The organism is Nitratireductor thuwali (genome assembly GCF_036621415.1).
GTDB classification, from domain to species: Bacteria; Pseudomonadota; Alphaproteobacteria; order Rhizobiales; family Rhizobiaceae; genus Chelativorans; species Chelativorans thuwali.
In genome coordinates this window covers 2,326,864-2,341,612 of sequence record NZ_CP030941.1, presented here as the reverse complement: position 1 = coordinate 2,341,612, position 14,749 = coordinate 2,326,864, and the positions used below count along the sequence as shown (strand labels likewise).

At 62.2% G+C, this 14,749-nt stretch carries 18 protein-coding genes; 11 read left to right on the top strand and 7 right to left on the bottom strand.

Annotated elements, in window-relative coordinates:
* The first annotated feature begins 1 nt into the window (after position 1).
* Genes trbK-alt through NTH_RS11365 form a run of 6 tightly spaced genes read left to right on the top strand, consistent with a single transcriptional unit; the run spans position 2 to position 4,741 of the window.
* Entirely contained in the window at positions 2-274 is a 273-nt protein-coding gene (gene trbK-alt / locus NTH_RS11390) for a putative entry exclusion protein TrbK-alt (protein ID WP_338530121.1), read from the top strand.
* Between the two features lie 3 nt (positions 275-277).
* Positions 278-1,573 (top strand): P-type conjugative transfer protein TrbL, encoded by a 1,296-nt coding sequence (trbL, locus tag NTH_RS11385; RefSeq protein WP_338530120.1) that lies wholly within the window; start codon positions 278-280, stop codon positions 1,571-1,573.
* Complete coding sequence (trbF, locus tag NTH_RS11380; protein WP_338531884.1) at positions 1,573-2,256, top strand: conjugal transfer protein TrbF; 684 nt, start codon at positions 1,573-1,575, stop codon at positions 2,254-2,256. Before trbL ends, trbF begins: the two co-directional genes overlap by 1 nt.
* Positions 2,253-3,281, top strand: coding sequence for a P-type conjugative transfer protein TrbG (trbG, locus tag NTH_RS11375; RefSeq protein WP_338530119.1), 1,029 nt, complete (start codon positions 2,253-2,255; stop codon positions 3,279-3,281). Before trbF ends, trbG begins: the two co-directional genes overlap by 4 nt.
* A complete protein-coding gene (locus NTH_RS11370; RefSeq protein ID WP_338530118.1) occupies positions 3,281-4,471 on the top strand; it encodes a TrbI/VirB10 family protein in 1,191 nt (396 codons plus the stop codon). Before trbG ends, NTH_RS11370 begins: the two co-directional genes overlap by 1 nt.
* 3 nt (positions 4,472-4,474) lie before the next feature.
* Positions 4,475-4,741, top strand: coding sequence for a DUF2274 domain-containing protein (locus tag NTH_RS11365; RefSeq protein WP_338530117.1), 267 nt, complete (start codon positions 4,475-4,477; stop codon positions 4,739-4,741).
* Positions 4,742-4,875: 134 nt separating this feature from the next.
* Here the strand turns inward: NTH_RS11365 and NTH_RS11360 are convergent, their stop codons facing one another.
* The 7 genes from NTH_RS11360 to NTH_RS11330 form a co-directional block, all read right to left on the bottom strand.
* Positions 4,876-5,817 (bottom strand): LysR family transcriptional regulator, encoded by a 942-nt coding sequence (locus tag NTH_RS11360; protein ID WP_338530116.1) that lies wholly within the window; start codon positions 5,815-5,817, stop codon positions 4,876-4,878.
* Positions 5,818-5,965: 148 nt separating this feature from the next.
* A complete protein-coding gene (locus tag NTH_RS11355; RefSeq protein WP_338530115.1) occupies positions 5,966-6,241 on the bottom strand; it encodes a hypothetical protein in 276 nt (91 codons plus the stop codon).
* Between the two features lie 504 nt (positions 6,242-6,745).
* Positions 6,746-7,183, bottom strand: a complete 438-nt coding sequence (locus NTH_RS11350) for a hypothetical protein (RefSeq protein ID WP_338530114.1) — start codon at positions 7,181-7,183, stop codon at positions 6,746-6,748.
* A gap of 26 nt (positions 7,184-7,209) precedes the next feature.
* Positions 7,210-7,491 (bottom strand): hypothetical protein, encoded by a 282-nt coding sequence (locus NTH_RS11345; RefSeq protein ID WP_338530113.1) that lies wholly within the window; start codon positions 7,489-7,491, stop codon positions 7,210-7,212.
* Positions 7,492-7,644: 153 nt separating this feature from the next.
* Entirely contained in the window at positions 7,645-8,406 is a 762-nt protein-coding gene (locus NTH_RS11340) for a DUF899 domain-containing protein (RefSeq protein ID WP_338530112.1), read from the bottom strand.
* A gap of 99 nt (positions 8,407-8,505) precedes the next feature.
* On the bottom strand, positions 8,506-9,291 hold the full coding sequence (locus tag NTH_RS11335) for a DUF899 domain-containing protein (RefSeq protein ID WP_338530111.1): 786 nt from the start codon (positions 9,289-9,291) through the stop codon (positions 8,506-8,508).
* Positions 9,292-9,463: 172 nt separating this feature from the next.
* A complete protein-coding gene (locus NTH_RS11330; protein WP_338530110.1) occupies positions 9,464-10,513 on the bottom strand; it encodes a proline racemase family protein in 1,050 nt (349 codons plus the stop codon).
* Positions 10,514-10,720: 207 nt separating this feature from the next.
* Here NTH_RS11330 and NTH_RS11325 point away from each other — a divergent pair, with 207 nt between their 5' ends.
* The 5 genes from NTH_RS11325 to bla are packed head-to-tail and all read left to right on the top strand — an operon-like array spanning position 10,721 to position 14,529.
* Positions 10,721-11,941 carry a helix-turn-helix domain-containing protein gene (locus tag NTH_RS11325; RefSeq protein ID WP_338530109.1) on the top strand — a complete coding sequence of 407 codons (1,221 nt, stop codon included), beginning with the start codon at positions 10,721-10,723 and terminating at the stop codon, positions 11,939-11,941.
* 27 nt (positions 11,942-11,968) lie between these two features.
* Positions 11,969-12,598: a glutamine cyclotransferase gene (locus NTH_RS11320; protein WP_422392386.1), complete on the top strand. Its 630-nt coding sequence runs from the start codon at positions 11,969-11,971 to the stop codon at positions 12,596-12,598.
* Positions 12,599-12,616: 18 nt separating this feature from the next.
* Positions 12,617-12,997, top strand: coding sequence for a VOC family protein (locus tag NTH_RS11315; RefSeq protein ID WP_338530108.1), 381 nt, complete (start codon positions 12,617-12,619; stop codon positions 12,995-12,997).
* The gene (locus tag NTH_RS11310; RefSeq protein WP_338530107.1) at positions 12,990-13,586 is read left to right on the top strand and encodes a GNAT family N-acetyltransferase; all 597 of its coding nucleotides are present in this window, start codon (positions 12,990-12,992) and stop codon (positions 13,584-13,586) included. Before NTH_RS11315 ends, NTH_RS11310 begins: the two co-directional genes overlap by 8 nt.
* A 58-nt stretch (positions 13,587-13,644) precedes the next feature.
* Positions 13,645-14,529 (top strand): class A beta-lactamase, encoded by an 885-nt coding sequence (gene bla / locus NTH_RS11305; protein WP_422392436.1) that lies wholly within the window; start codon positions 13,645-13,647, stop codon positions 14,527-14,529.
* Positions 14,530-14,749 lie beyond the last annotated feature (220 nt).

The following is a 14,749-nucleotide window of genomic DNA, read 5'->3' as shown; positions in this document are numbered from 1 at the left end:
GATGCGCCGCTCTCCCGACCGTATTCTTCGGCTCGTCTCCTTCGGTCTCGGCGCGCTCACGGCGCTCTTCGCAGCCGTCGAGTTGGCGAACACTGCCGCACCAGAAGTGCCGGTGGAGCCGTCGGCGGGCGACGATCCATTGCAGGAAGAGCTGACGCGGTGCCGGACGATGACCCCGGAAGATATGAACACCGACACGACCTGCCGCGCCGCTTGGGCCGAGCATCGTCGCCGCTTCCTCGGTCTGCCTGCCGACAATACCGAGGAGGAATAGACGATGGAGGGCGTTGGCGTCATCGACCGGTTCCTGCAGGTCTTTACCTCCTACATCGACTCCGGATTCGGTCTGCTCGGCGGCGACGTCGCCTTCCTAGCGACGACGTTGATCGTCATCGACGTGACGCTCGCCGCGCTGTTCTGGGCCTGGGGCGCCGACGACGACATCCTCGCCCGGCTCATTAAGAAGACGCTCTTCGTCGGCGTCTTCGCCTACATCATCGGTAACTGGAACACGCTTGCCCGCATCGTTTTCGAAAGCTTCGCCGGGCTGGGCCTCATAGCATCGGGCGGAGCCTTGAGCGCCACCGAGCTTCTCCAGCCCGGCCGCATCGCCGAAATCGGCCTCGAGGCCGGTCGGCCCATCCTCGCCTCGATCGCCGAGTTGATGGGCTTCGTTTCCTTCTTCGAGAACTTCATCCAGATCTCGATCCTGCTGTTCGCCTGGCTCGTCGTTCTCCTGTCCTTCTTCATTCTGGCGATCCAGCTCTTCGTCACCCTGATCGAGTTCAAGCTGGCGACATTGGCCGGCTTCATCCTCGTGCCCTTCGGTCTCTTCAACAAGACCGCCTTCATGGCCGAGCGCGTGCTCGGGCTGGTGATCTCGTCCGGCGTCAAGGTGCTGGTGCTCGCCGTGATCGTCGGCATCGGTTCGACCATTTTCGGCGAGTTCACCGCAGGCTTCGCAGGTGAGCCGACCATCGAGGACGCCATGGCGATCGTGCTCGCCGCGCTCTCCATGCTGGCGCTCGGCATTTTCGGCCCCGGCATCGCCAACGGGATCGTCTCAGGCGGACCACAGCTCGGCGCTGGCGCCGCGGTGGGAACCGGTCTCGCCGCAGGCGGCATGGCAATGGGTGGCGTGGCGGGCGCAAAGCTTGCCGCCGGTGCGGCAGGCGCTGGGGCTCGTGGCACCGCGGCGCTGGCCGGCGGGGCATCGACCGCCTACCGCGTGGGCAGCACGGCCGCTGGCGGCGGCGCTCCCGGTGTCGCGGCAGGCATAGCCGGCGTCGGACAGGCCGGTGTCGGTGCCGCGACGAGTCCGCTCCGCCGCTCGATGAGCGAGAGCTACCGGTCCGGTTCGCGCGCCGCCTTCGAGTCCACCGGCGGCAGGTTCACCAACGCCCCCGAAAGGTCGGCGTCCGCGCCAGGATCACCAAGCGGGCCGCCCGCCTGGGCCCGCCGCATGAAACACCAGCAGACCCTTCACCACGGCGCCACCACCGCCGCCCATGTCGTTCGCTCCGGCGATCATGGCGGCGGCGGGACCGCTGTCAGCCTTTCGGAGAAATCATGATGTTCCGTCGCCCGAGCGTTCGCTATTCCAAGACCCCCGAGCCCGTCACGCCCTATCAGAAAGCCGCCCAGGCCTGGGATGAACGGATCGGTTCGGCGCGCGTCCAGGCCTGGAACTGGCGGCTGATGGCGTTCGGGTGCCTGCTGCTGTCGGCCGGGCTCAGCGCAGCCTTGGCCTGGCAATCCACGCAAGGGACGATCACGCCCTATGTCGTCGAAGTGGACCGGCTCGGCGCGGCGCAAGCCGTAGCGCCCGCAACCGCAGACTACCGCCCGACAGACCCGCAGATCGCCTATCATCTGTCGCGTTTCATCGAGAATGTGCGACAGATCCCCGCCGACCCCGTCGTGCTGCGCCAGAACTGGCTGCGCGCCTATGACTTCACCACAGACAGAGGGGCGGTCGCCCTCAACGACTATGCCCGCGTGAACGATCCCTTCGCCGAGGTCGGCGAAACGCAGGTCTCGGTTGAGGTCTCAAGCGTCATCCGCGCTTCGGAGAGCAGTTTCCGTGTCGCCTGGCTCGAGCGCCGTTACACGAACGGGCAACTCGCCGCGACCGAACGCTGGACCGCCATTCTCACCATCGTCCTGCAACAGCCGCGCGACGCCGAGCGCCTGCGCAAGAATCCGCTCGGCATTTTCGTCAACGCCATCAACTGGTCCCGGGAGACTGCCCAATGACAAGAACACGTCCGCCTCGCAAAGCCTCCATCGCCGTCCTTTTGGCCGCCACCGCCTTGTCGGGATGCGCGACCTTCAAGCCGCCGGAAATCGCCTATGACGAACCCGCCATCGAAGCGACGCTTCTCCCGGAACCGGAACGGCCGGTGCGGATCGTCGAGCGAACCGAACCGCTGCCCCTGCCGGGACAGCTCAAGCCGGTCGATGGCGAGGAAGAAGAACCGGAATCCGCCGATCCTGCCGAACGCGTGACCGAGGCGAACGCCGCCGCCCGAATGGAGCCGGTGCGCGACGGTTTCATCAATGCCGTCCAGCTCTATCCGTATAGCGAGGGTGCGCTTTATCAGGTCTATGCCTCGCCAGGCCAGATCACCGACATCGCCCTGCAACCCGGCGAGAAGCTGACCGGCTCCGGTCCGATCGCCGCCGGCGACACCGCCCGCTGGATCATCGGCGATACGCAGAGCGGCTCGGGCGATTCCCAGCGCATCCATATCCTCGTCAAACCGACACGGCCCGATCTCCAGACCAATCTCGTCATCAACACCGACCGGCGCACCTATCATCTCGAACTGAGGGCGAATCCGTCCGCCTATATGGCGTCGGTCTCCTGGACCTATGCCGAGGACGCGCTGATCGCCCTCAGGCGACGTAATGTCGAGGCTGAGGCCGCGCTGCCGATCGAACGCGATGTCGCGCTCGACTCTCTGCGCTTCCGCTACCGGATCGAAGGCGACCGCGCGCCCTGGCGGCCGCGGCGCGCTTTCGATGACGGGCGGCAGGTCTTCATCGAGTTTCCGCGCGGGGTCGGTCAGGGGGAAATGCCGCCGCTTTTTGTCATTGGGCCCGAAGGCGAAGGCCAGCTCGTCAATTACCGCATTCGCCGCAACTACATGATCGTCGACCGGCTCTTCGCCGCCGCCGAGCTACGCCTCGGCGACGAACAGAAACGGGTACGGATCGTCCGCACCGACGGTGTGCGGCAGAGCGTAGCCGCACACCATTCTTCTGGTGGAGGCCGCTAATGAGCGAGAAAACAGAGGAACGGCCGGAGATCGAAGACGGGAAGGACATCGCTGCGTCGCTGAGACTGCGCGCCGATCCGCCACGTGTCATGCGGCTCTCACGCCGGACGCTCATGGTTCTGGGAACGGTGGGCGGTCTTGGGCTCGGCGCCATCCTGATCGTTGCCCTGCAGGACCTCGAGCCTGTCGATGGCCCGCAAGAGCTCTATTCCACGGAACGCATTCAGGAGGCTGAAGGCCTGTCGCGCCTGCCGGCGGATTACACGGATGTGCCGCAGCTCGGCCCGCCGCTGCCTGGCGAACTCGGACGGCCGATCCTGTCGGCCCGGCAGCGCGGCGAGCCGGTCCCCGCGCCAGTTGTCACCACCCCGGCCGCCGATCCCGAGGAACAGCGCCGCGCCCAGGAAATGGAAGCGGCCCGCCTCAGCCAACTCTTTGCCGAAGCCAGCACCACCGTGCAGGCACAGCCGCAAACCACGCAAGTGGCTGCCGCTCCGCCCACCGCCGAGTCATTCTTTCCTGCCAATGCGGCTTCCACCGCGCCGGACGCGACGGAACGGCGCGAGGCCTTTCTCGACGAACCTGTCGATCGCCGCACGACGAGTACCGACCGGCTCACCGATCCGCCAAGCCCCTATGTTGTCCAAGCCGGCGCGGTCATTCCGGCGGCACTTGTTACTGGCCTTCGCTCCGATCTTCCCGGCCAGATTACCGCCCAGGTGACATCCCATGTCTATGACAGTCCGACCGGGCGTTTCCTCCTGATGCCGCAAGGGTCGCGTCTCATCGGCGAATATGACAGCCGCGTCGCCTTCGGGCAGAGCCGGGTGCTTCTGGTATGGACCCGGCTGATCCTGCCCAATGGCCGCTCCATTACTCTTGAACGCCAGCCCGGCGCCGACGAAGCCGGCTACGCCGGGCTCGAAGACGGCGTCGATCATCATTGGGGCCGCTTGTTCATGGCGGCCGGTCTCGCCACCGTCCTCAATATCGGTGTGGAGCTTGGCACCGACAATGAGAGTGATATTGCCCGCGCCATTCGCGAGGGGACACAGGATACAGTCGGCCGCGCCGGTGATGAGATCGTGCGCCGTCAGATTTCCATTCCGCCAACCCTGACCATTCGTCCCGGCTTTCCGGTCCGCGTCATGGTCACGCGCGACCTCATCCTCGAACCCTATCGGAGCTGATCCATGACCAAGCTGAAACTCGGCGCAATTCCCGACGACAAGCCCGTTAAGCTGAACATCGAACTATCCGCCGACGTCCACCGGGATCTCGTAGCCTATGCTGACGTTCTGGCTCGTGAGACTGGACAGAAGAATGAACCGGCCAAACTTATCGCACCCATGCTGGCGCGCTTCATGGCGACGGATCGGGGATTCGCCAAGGCCAGGAAAGATCATCAGCGATGCGAAACGCCGAGGCGGTCAGAGCCGTCACGTGATGGTCCAAGTTGATAGGACGGCGTTCCGCCTGAATATAACGTAGCACCCACAAGGATCAGATCGGAACGGTCAGCTTATCGGATGCATGCGCTTCCGGCGTTGTCGGTCATTTTGAACACGCCACGCTCATTCCGACACTACCGCCCTTATACCGAATGCCGCACCCAGTCGGAATTACCACGGCGTACACGACCAGACAAAACATGTGCCACACTGATGAAGCAGCGAAGAGCGGGGTTGTCGTTCTGAGTCGACCATACAGCGCTGAACTGGACGACCGAAGCTGACCCGCTCAATGGTCGCAGCACTAACTCGGGCAGTTGAACCGCCATCCAAGCACTCGAGACAAGCGTGATGCCTTGTCCCAACGCGACGAGGTGCAGGAGGGTCTCCTGAACAACCGCTCTGTAGACAACATTTGGCATCACGCCCAGACTGGCCGAACGCCGAAGAATGAAGTCAGTGACGTCGGGTCCCGGTCCCATTCTGGAGACGATAAAAGTCTCTTCGAACAGGTCCGGCCAATCGACCTGCTTACGATTGGCAAGCCTGTGATCTGATGGAAGCGCTACGTGAACGCGTTCTTCCCACAAGACGACCGTGTCACACCCTTCGACATCGCTCACGCCCGCCAGAATCGCGACATCGACCCAGCGGCGCTGGACAGCGGTGATATGTTCATCACGGCGGCCATTCTGGATATCGACATCTATGTTCGGATGCTTTGAGAAATAGCTGGAGAGAAGCTCGCGCAGAAAGCCCGCGGCAAGTGAGGAAATTATGCCGACACGAACGATTCCAGTCTCTGCACGTCCAGCTTCTCCTGCTGACAGCGCCGCCAGGTCAAGGAGTTCGACCGCTGTGCGCGCTTCCTCCAGCAGTCGACGGCCTGCCTCCGTCAGACGAGCTCCCGTTCGACTCCGTTCGAAGATCGAGACGCCCAGTTGGTCTTCAAGCTGTCGGATCGCGCGGCTTATGGTTGATTGTTGTACGTTGAGCTTCGAAGCCGCTTTCCGAAAACTTCCCGTGTCCGCCGCTGCTATGACATAGCGCAGGCGCCGGAGATCCATTGGAGACCGGCCGATCATGTTCGCACCTCACTGGGGTCGCAAGGACGCATAAGCTGCATGCCGATGTTCCGGTCGTCGAATAATCCCTGTAGAACCGCAGGCGCGGTTTCGTGGCCTCCCATAATGTCCTCGCGGTAGATCAGCCGGCCATCCACAATCCATTTGGCTAGGTCGGCAACGGCGCCCGGAAAGCGCTCGGCATGTTGGATGCGATCAGCATCAGGCACACGTCCGACATGATCAGCCTTCGGACGAGACACTCGATGGCAAGTACGGCTACCGGCACCGCGAGACTTACAAAATGAACGGTCAATGTTAGCGTCTGGCCGGCCGGACCTTCAGAAATGCCGACATAACGCGCCATTTGCATCAGCAAGCTAATAGGCAGCAATTCGCTGCTGACGATCGCGAAGATGACAATGGCAAGCGCAATTGCCGTCAACCAGCTTCGCAGGGATCAAAATACTTTCTGGCCTCGCTTCCCGCATGCCGTTCTCCAGTTCAACCACTCTCCCGGAGATATTCTCTTCTTTCGGAGCTGCCCTCTGCGTGGAGCAATTGTAGAGTCCGATGGTTAAACGCTGGGAGTTACAAATATGGCGCGATTTGAATGTCACACCATCTACGGTTCCGTAATTACTTGTCGTCCTACGGCAACTGGAACAGCGGGCCGAACGCGTGTGCCATGAGTGCGAACAACGGGGCCGCTGCGAAGCGGAGCCACCGCGCCTTTCGGCGGGTGGACATCAGATCTGCCAACCCTGCATCAAGTTTGCGGAACAGCTGGTGGCCGGTCGCCAATAGGCCGGCCGGGTACGATATGCCTTGGCACCGTGAGACGCCAAAGCACCGCCTGGCCTTGGCCGGTTGACCTGCCTGCGTCACCGCGCGGGCGCTGCGGCCCTTTCTGGTATGGTGGTGAACTGCCACCCGGAACATAGCCAAGTCATTGATCGGGAGGAAGACTCCCGTAGCTGTTCGAATAGGTTTTACCCGCTTTAGGGTGGGTGAACTTCATCGCCGCCCAGATGTCATTGACGCTCAGGGTCTTGCTTTCGACAAGGCCATGCGAATAGCCGATGCGTATGACCTCGGGTAGTTTGAGATCGGTTCCCAGCTTTCCAGATTTCGGCCAGGACACCCACAGCGCGCCTCGCTCGCCGAGATGCGGCTTGAGCTTCGAGAATTCCGCGTCGAGCTCGGCCTGGTTGGCCACGAAGACATGGATGTGGTCGAACAAGCCTCTTGCCGTGTTGACGATCTCCAGCGGCGGCAGTGACATGGCCGCAAGCACGTCGGAAGCAGCGTTCACAAAATATGCTCGGCCGCCGGTTTTCACACCCATTTTCTGGGCGACCGTTCGGTGAGGCGATATTTGTTTCATGTTACAATCGTCCTCACGTAGTGGGCTCACCGAGCCTCGGGGATATTGCGCGCACCGGCCATCAGTACCAGCCAGGGAGGCAAATGAAACGCGCTCATCAAGAGATACATGAGCACCATGCCATCGATCGGCGTCGCGCTTGCCGCGGCCGAACAGATGACGGCTAACCGGCCATCGGTGAAAGCAGCGGTTAAAAGCGCCATGAGGGCGAATGTCGGGGCCGCTGCGAGACGGAGCCACCACGCCGTTGCGGCGACCAGCTTGTTGACGGCTGGTGGTCCGATTTTATTGCCCAGCATGTGTGTCATTTCTTTACTCCCGGTGCGTTTTCCGCGGACGCCCGATTTTCGAATGGCGAACTCAACCCGGATGGGAGGCGGCCCTCCCAGGATGACTGCCCCCATGTTTGTGAGACCGAGGCGCCCTTGCCGGAGATATGGACGTCACGGCACTGATCCCGTTCAGGCCTTGTCGTACTCGTCGTGCCGGCGCCACCAGACACCGCTCTCGTTCCGTCCTCTCGGCGCCCGGTCGAGCCACTGATACATGCCCCACAGGCCATCGACGCCGCGCGCATAACCTGAATAGGTGTGGTAGACCCTGCCGCCCTCCAATTCGAATGAACTGACTCCTTCGCGCTCGCGCGCATAAGTTCCGGCATCCGTCTCGCTCATCGCCGCCAGTTTTGCAGGGGCCTCCGGTGTGGCCTTAGACGAGATCGCGCCATATGGCTCAAAATTGTAGATGGCGTCGCCGGCGCGCTGCTGGTCTTCCGTGAAGGAGGCGTTGAAGTCGAAATTGAAATCGCTGCCGTTCGACGAGGCCCACGGGAAGCTCCATCCCATGCGGCGCTTGTAGGCCTGCAGCTTTTCCAGCGGCGCCCGCGAGATCGCCCAGAAGGCGACATCATGGTTTTCCAAGTGCGGGACAATGCCATTGAAGCCATCGGCAATGGACGAGCAGGACGGGCATCCTGCCCCATAATCCGGCCCGAACATGAAATGGTAGACGAGCAGTTGCGAGCGGCCCCGGAACAGGTCCGCCAAGTTGGCTGGCCCGTCGACGGTTTGAAAGACGTACTCCTTGTCGATCGCTACGCGCGGCAGCGATTGTCGTAGACGCGCAACCTCGTCGCTTTTGCGGGTCAGTTCCTTTTCCGCTTCGAGCAGCCTCAGCCGTTCTGTCAACCATTCTTCCCGCGTTCCGGTTGTCAGTTCGCTCATTGTCTCAATCCTTTCAAAAGTCGGTGCGCATTTTCGAGAAAGGCCGCACGCCTCGACCGGTGCGCGCGGCCGAACTATCGTCACTGCCATTCGGGAGGCTCAGGCCTTGTCGTATTCGTCGCGCCGGCGCCACCAGATGCCGGTTTCGTTGCGCCCCTTGGGTGCCCGGTCGAGCCAGCGATAGGTGCCGAAAAAGGCGTCCACACCGCGCGCATAGGCGGAATAGGTGTGGTAGATGACGCCATCCTCGAGCACGAATGCGCTCATGCCCGGCCGGTCGCGATGATAGGCGGGCGCGTCGACGCCGCACATGGCTGCAAGCTTGGCCTCGGCCGCGTCACCGCCGCCTTCCTCGCCGGGACGCCACCGGAACGCATCACTGGTCGGCGCTTCGCCCCGAAAATTGTAATCGATGCCTTCCTGCTGCTGCGCTTCGGTGAACGAGACGTTGAAGTCGAAGTTGAACTCGCCGCCATTCGAGGACGCCCAGGGAAACGACCACCCCATGCGCCGCTTGTAGTCCTGCAATTTTTCGAGCGGCGCGCGTGAGACGGCCCAAAGCATCACGTCGTGATTGGCGAGGTGAACCGCAGGCTTGTCGAAAGTGTCGGCGATAATCGAGCAGGTAGGACAGCCTGCCTCCCAGTCGGGCCCGAACATGAAATGGTAGACGAGAAGCTGCGAACGGCCGCGGAACAGATCCGCGAGCGTAGCCTCGCCATCGTCGATCTGGAATTCATACGTCTTGTCGACCCGCACCCAGGGCAGAGCCTGCCGCCGGCGGGCCAATTCGTCGCTCTGGCGGGTAAGCTCCTTCTCGGCCTCGAGCAGGTCCAGCCGTTCAGCCAGCCACTCTTCCCGCGTTCCTGTTCGATGAGCGGTCATCTCGTAACTCCATGCTTGGTTTGAACGCGCCGTTTCAAATGAGGGAAGTTCGGTTCGGCGGGCGCGCATGGCACCGAAGCGTTGCGATCGTTGTCTCTCCGGTTCGTGGATTGCTCTCGCCGACGAGGAATCAACGACCCGATGCGGGAGAGGAATCCACTGTCGGTCTCTCTCATTGGATGGCCCCAAAGGCGCCGTCGAATAGATGGACGATCCCCGACCGCTCGATCTGCGATCGTTCGACCCTCAGACGCCTTCTTCCAATGACTTGCGGCATTCCGAGAACGCGGGTCCGCACCGCGGGACGGCTGCCGACCCGGGTCGATCCAATCAGGGTTCCGGAAAAGCTATTGCCGGAGGGCGAAACCGTGCGCAGACGCGTATCTGGAGCGGTCTCGCCACGACTATGCATCCGGGCGATCAAGGCCGACGTGCCTGTGCCGGTGGGTCCATGGCAGATCACGCCCGGATGCATGTAGACCGCCACATGGGCACGCGAACCGTCGTTGTCGTGCTCTATCGGGCCGGCAAGCAGCCCCAGCGATAGACGTGGCCTCGTCACGTGATGTAGTGGATGCGCAACCTGGTCTGTGGCGCGCGGCAGGAACGTTGTAAAGAAGCGGGCAAGTTCGGCAGGTGGTGTTCGTGCAGGATCGACCCCCACTTCGTCCGCCGCAATGACCGCGTATAGAACGCCGCCATAAACGAGGTCGAAGTGAACGGCACCGTAACCCGGAACCTCGACCACTTCGCCGGTCGAAACGACAAATGCGGGCAGCGCCTCGTACTCGATGGCAAGTGAAGCACCCCGTTCAACCCGCATCCACGCAAGTCCACCCGGGGTCTCCAGCAGGATTCCGCCGCCGCCCTCGGGCATCTCGATACGTTTCTCTTCGATGAGGGCCGCGACGGCGCACATGGCGTTGGAGCCGGAAAAATCCGGATACCCCATGGTGCCCATGACAATCAGACCCGCAGTTCCATCTTGCGCGGCCGGTGGAACGATCAGGTTGATGCAGACGGACGGATCGCCAAGCGGTTCTTCGATCAGTATCTGCCGCAGGCCGTCAGCCCTGTCGCGAAGAATTCGGGCTTTATCGGCAACGGTGTGGCCAGGAAGATCCGCCAAGCCGCCAAGCACGACGCGGCCCACGTCACCGCCGGCCTCGACATCCATGACATCCAGCATCGCGAAGTCGACATGTGGACGGACCGAACTCATCTCGTCACCCGATTTTTTCTTCGGGCTCTGTGCGATCGTTGGTATTCGGGCCCAAGTTATCCATCTGAATACTGATCATGGGTTTCTCCCTGAGATTATTTGCTGGAAATCTCTTCATTGGTCTCCTCGTTCGCCTTCTCCTATGTTGAGTGGGAATCTAGTCGCTGATGTGTGGGTGGTGAGAGTTACAAAATTGGCGCGAATTGAATGGACTCGTTGATCACAGCAGCAGCGCAGGCGCTCGCGGCGGGCGATACGCTTGGCGCGCTCAACCGCGTCGCGCTCAGGGACGATCCGCCAGGGCTGGCACTACGCGGCATCGCCATGGCCCGGATGGGCGATCTAGAGCGGGCCAGAACCTTGCTGAAAAGGGCAGCGCGTGCATTCGGCTCAAAGGAGCCCGTTGCCCGCGCGCGGTGCATTGTCGCGGAAGCCGAGATCGCGCTGGTCTCACGCGAACTGGTTGGATCAATCGAGACGTTCGACAAAGCGCGGGCGACGCTCGATCGGCATGGCGACCGGCTCAACGCCGCCCATGCTCGCTATCTTGCGGCCCGCTATTTTCTCCTGATCGGGAAGCTCGACGAGGCCGGGCGGACGCTTGCCAGCGTCGAGGCCAATCGATACCCACCCGCTTTCAGCGTCGGCATCGAACTTGTGAAGGCGGGTATCGCAATGCGCCGCATCCGCGCCCGCGAGGCGCGCGCCGCACTGGAGCGAGCCGAGCACGCCGCGCGGCGGGCAGCCATCCCGGCACTAACCACCGAAGTAGAGGATCTATCGTCGCAACTGAACGCGCCAGCTGCCCGCCTCGTCGCCAATGGCTGGGTGCGTCTCCTCCTGCTCGACGATATCGAGCACCTTCTGGCATCGGAGAATCTGATCATCGATAGCTGCCGCCAGGTCGTGCGACGCAGGGACCAAATCGTCTCTCTCAGGAGCCGGCCGGTCCTTTCCGCGCTCGTCCGAGCTCTTGCAGAAGCCTGGCCTGGAGACGTACCGCGCGCGGCGTTGCTCGCGCACGCATTCGGAGCGAGACACGCCGACGACTCACATCGCGCAAGGCTGCGGGTCGAGATTGGTCGGTTGCGAGATGTGGTTCGACCGCTGGCCGGGGTGAGGGCGACAGCGGAGGGCTTCCGGCTGGAGCCGCACGATACCTCCGACGTGGTGGTTCTGACGCCACCCGTCGAGGAAAAGCACGCGGATGTCCTCGCCCTACTCGCCGACGGAGAGACCTGGTCGAGTTCGGCGCTCGCGCTGGCGCTCGGTACAAGCCAGCGCACCGTGCAACGGGCGTTGGAGGACCTCGCCGGGGCGCAAAAGGTGCAGTCCTTCGGCCATGGCCGAGCCCGGCGCTGGCTGATGCCAGCCGCTCCCGGATTCCCGACAAGCTTGTTACTCCCGGCTCCGCTGCCGAACGGCTAGATTGAGCCAAAACTGAAGGGAGAATTCATGACGATCACACCGACAAAAGCTCAAATTCTACGCGAGTTCGGTCCTTTCTCCGGGATCGACGCGGTGCATGGTCTCGCCTTTGACGGCGATCGCGTGTGGTTTGCGACGGGAGATCGGCTGAACGCACTCGACCCGCACAGCGGAGAACTGCTGCGATCGATCGAGGTACCCGCTCACGCCGGCACCGCTTTCGACGGCGAGCACCTCTTCCAGATCGCCGAGGACCGCATTCAGAAGATCGACCCGGAAACCGGCCAGGTTATCGGGACTATTCCGGCCCCTGGCAAAGGAGGCGATTCCGGTCTCGCCTGGGCCGAGGGATCGCTCTGGGTCGGACACGACCGGGAGCGCAAAATCCATCAGATCGATCCCGGAACGGGCGCGATCCTTCGCACACTCGAATCCAATCGGTTCGTCACTGGGATCACCTGGATCGACGGAGAACTCTGGCACGGCACATGGGAGGGCGAGAAGAGCGAACTCAGGCACGTGGATGCCATGACGGGAGAGGTGCTCGAAGTTCTCGAATTACCCTCCGGTGCCAATGTATCCGGCCTCGACGCCGATGGCGAACAGTTCTTCTGCGGCGGCGGCGATAGTGGCCTGCTGCGCACGGTGCGGCGATAGTCTTCAGGGGAGACATGCATGGCCAAAGCAGTCGGAATAGGCGGTCTGTTCTTCCGGGCGGAAGACCCTCAGGTTCTTGCTCAATGGTATGAGAGGCATCTCGGCGTGAGCGACATGAGCAAGGCCGTCTGGCAGCAACAAGAGGGGCCGACCATTTTCGCCTCGTATCCCAAGGCTACAGACTACTGGGGACCGCGGGAGCAGAAATGGATGATCAATTTCCGGGTCGACGACCTCGACGGATTGATTGCCGAGCTTCGGGAAGCCGGCGTCCAAGTGGAGACGCGCGAGGAATGGAACTCCTATGTCGGCCGGTTCGCCCGTATCCATGACCCCGAAGGCAATCCGATCGAGCTCTGGGAGCCGACCGATCAAAGCACCTGGCAAGAGCATGGATGACGGTCCCACCATTCAATCGAACGGCCCCAAACGCAACGACACGAACGTCAAAGCCATGCCGACATCCTACAAATTTCGACGTGCCGGCGATCAGGACTTGCCGATGCTGCATCACTGGCAATCATTAGCCCACGTCGCGAAATGGTATGGCGACGAAAGGCTCACGGTTGAAGAACTGTGTGACCCACGTATCGCGATGTGGATTGCCGAGTATCGAGGTCGACCGTTTGCCTTCGTACAGGACTATGACGTCCACGCTTGGCCAGGGCATCATTTTGGCTTCCTTCCGGCTCACTCCCGCGGTCTCGACATGTTCATCGCCGAAGTTGAGATGATCGGTATCGGCCATGGTTCGGCATTGCTCGAAAGCCACGCTTCGACCTTGATCAGCGAAGGTGCTCCGGTCCTTGGGATCGATCCGCACCCCGACAACGGCGCCGCAATCCGCGCCTATGAGAAGGCGCACTTCAAATTGGCAGGCGGCCCGATGGAAACACCGTGGGGGCGCGTAGTGCTCATGACACGTGAAGCGATCCATGGCCCCGGCGACGGCTCAATGGATGAAAGCACGCGTCAAGACCATAAATGACGATAGCGGCAAGCAATCTGCTGTCGAACACGAATACCCAATCCACGGAGTAGTAGAGATGGTTTGGATATCCCGCCGACAGGCGCTTGTCGGTTCAATGCTTATGGCTTCTGCGACAACGGTGCTGCCCGGCGGGGCAGCGGCAAAGGCGGTGGAAGATGTGAGCCAGCAGTTGGCTGACCTGGAAAGCCGGCACGGCGGTCGCCTTGGCGTTGCTATTCTCGAGATGTCCAGCGGCGCGCGCAGTGGTCACCGGGAGAATGAACGTTTCCTGATGTGCAGCACCTTCAAGGCTCTGCTCGCCGCTCATATTCTGGCGCGCGTTGATCGGCAGGAAGACCGGCTGGACCGTCGCATCGTCATCAGTGAGGCTGATCTGGTTCCTTGGGCGCCGATCACCGAAACGCGTATTGGCGGGGACGGTATGACCATCGCGGAGCTGTGCGAGGCAGTCGTTACGATGAGCGACAACGTCGCGGCCAACCTCCTGCTCGCCGCGTCCGGTGGGCCGGCAGCACTCACCGGCTATGCCCGTTCGCTCGGCGACGAGGTAACCCGGCTCGACCGGATCGAGCCTGCCCTCAACGAACATGATGGCCCGGATGACGCGCGCGACACTACCTCGCCCGCCGCGATGCTGGAGACGCTGCGCACCCTCATCTTCGGCGAAGCGCTATCGCGCGCCTCGCGCGACCAACTGAGCGCCTGGCTGATCACCAACAAGACCGGGGACGAGCGCCTGCGCGCCGGCATGCCCGCTGAATGGATGGTAGGAGACAAGACCGGAACCAATCGGAGCGGCAACGCCAACGACATCGGCTTTGGCTGGCCCAACGACCGCGCCCCATTCATCGTCACCTCCTATTGCGATATGCCGAACGCCTCGGCGGATGAGCGCAATTCGGTCATCGCCGAAGTGGGCCGCATTGCCGCCGGAGGCTGACTATCCCACTCATGGACGGCGATGCCCAAGAAATTAAACTATGCGGCTTGTCGATGAAAAGAGACCAGCCTATCGGTATGATTACAGTGCAAATCAGAACGTTGCCAATCGAGCCGTTCAGGCGTCCAGACTGACGATTTGCGATGTGGCGCGGGTTCTGAGACGCGGCCTTATCCACGATAAGGCAAGTACGTCTGCGCTATTCCAGCCAAACATCGAT

What these genes read in the sequence shown, in the direction of transcription:
- trbK-alt (WP_338530121.1), top strand. Translation starts at nt 2, where the DNA reads ATGCGCCGCTCTCCCGACCGTATTCTTCGGCTCGTCTCCTTCGGTCTC.
- trbL (WP_338530120.1), top strand. Translation starts at nt 278, where the DNA reads ATGGAGGGCGTTGGCGTCATCGACCGGTTCCTGCAGGTCTTTACCTCC.
- trbF (WP_338531884.1), top strand. Translation starts at nt 1,573, where the DNA reads ATGTTCCGTCGCCCGAGCGTTCGCTATTCCAAGACCCCCGAGCCCGTC.
- trbG (WP_338530119.1), top strand. Translation starts at nt 2,253, where the DNA reads ATGACAAGAACACGTCCGCCTCGCAAAGCCTCCATCGCCGTCCTTTTG.
- NTH_RS11370 (WP_338530118.1), top strand. Translation starts at nt 3,281, where the DNA reads ATGAGCGAGAAAACAGAGGAACGGCCGGAGATCGAAGACGGGAAGGAC.
- NTH_RS11365 (WP_338530117.1), top strand. Translation starts at nt 4,475, where the DNA reads ATGACCAAGCTGAAACTCGGCGCAATTCCCGACGACAAGCCCGTTAAG.
- NTH_RS11360 (WP_338530116.1), bottom strand. Translation starts at nt 5,817, where the DNA reads ATGATCGGCCGGTCTCCAATGGATCTCCGGCGCCTGCGCTATGTCATA.
- NTH_RS11350 (WP_338530114.1), bottom strand. Translation starts at nt 7,183, where the DNA reads ATGAAACAAATATCGCCTCACCGAACGGTCGCCCAGAAAATGGGTGTG.
- NTH_RS11345 (WP_338530113.1), bottom strand. Translation starts at nt 7,491, where the DNA reads ATGACACACATGCTGGGCAATAAAATCGGACCACCAGCCGTCAACAAG.
- NTH_RS11340 (WP_338530112.1), bottom strand. Translation starts at nt 8,406, where the DNA reads ATGAGCGAACTGACAACCGGAACGCGGGAAGAATGGTTGACAGAACGG.
- NTH_RS11335 (WP_338530111.1), bottom strand. Translation starts at nt 9,291, where the DNA reads ATGACCGCTCATCGAACAGGAACGCGGGAAGAGTGGCTGGCTGAACGG.
- NTH_RS11330 (WP_338530110.1), bottom strand. Translation starts at nt 10,513, where the DNA reads ATGAGTTCGGTCCGTCCACATGTCGACTTCGCGATGCTGGATGTCATG.
- NTH_RS11325 (WP_338530109.1), top strand. Translation starts at nt 10,721, where the DNA reads ATGGACTCGTTGATCACAGCAGCAGCGCAGGCGCTCGCGGCGGGCGAT.
- NTH_RS11320 (WP_422392386.1), top strand. Translation starts at nt 11,969, where the DNA reads ATGACGATCACACCGACAAAAGCTCAAATTCTACGCGAGTTCGGTCCT.
- NTH_RS11315 (WP_338530108.1), top strand. Translation starts at nt 12,617, where the DNA reads ATGGCCAAAGCAGTCGGAATAGGCGGTCTGTTCTTCCGGGCGGAAGAC.
- NTH_RS11310 (WP_338530107.1), top strand. Translation starts at nt 12,990, where the DNA reads ATGGATGACGGTCCCACCATTCAATCGAACGGCCCCAAACGCAACGAC.
- bla (WP_422392436.1), top strand. Translation starts at nt 13,645, where the DNA reads ATGGTTTGGATATCCCGCCGACAGGCGCTTGTCGGTTCAATGCTTATG.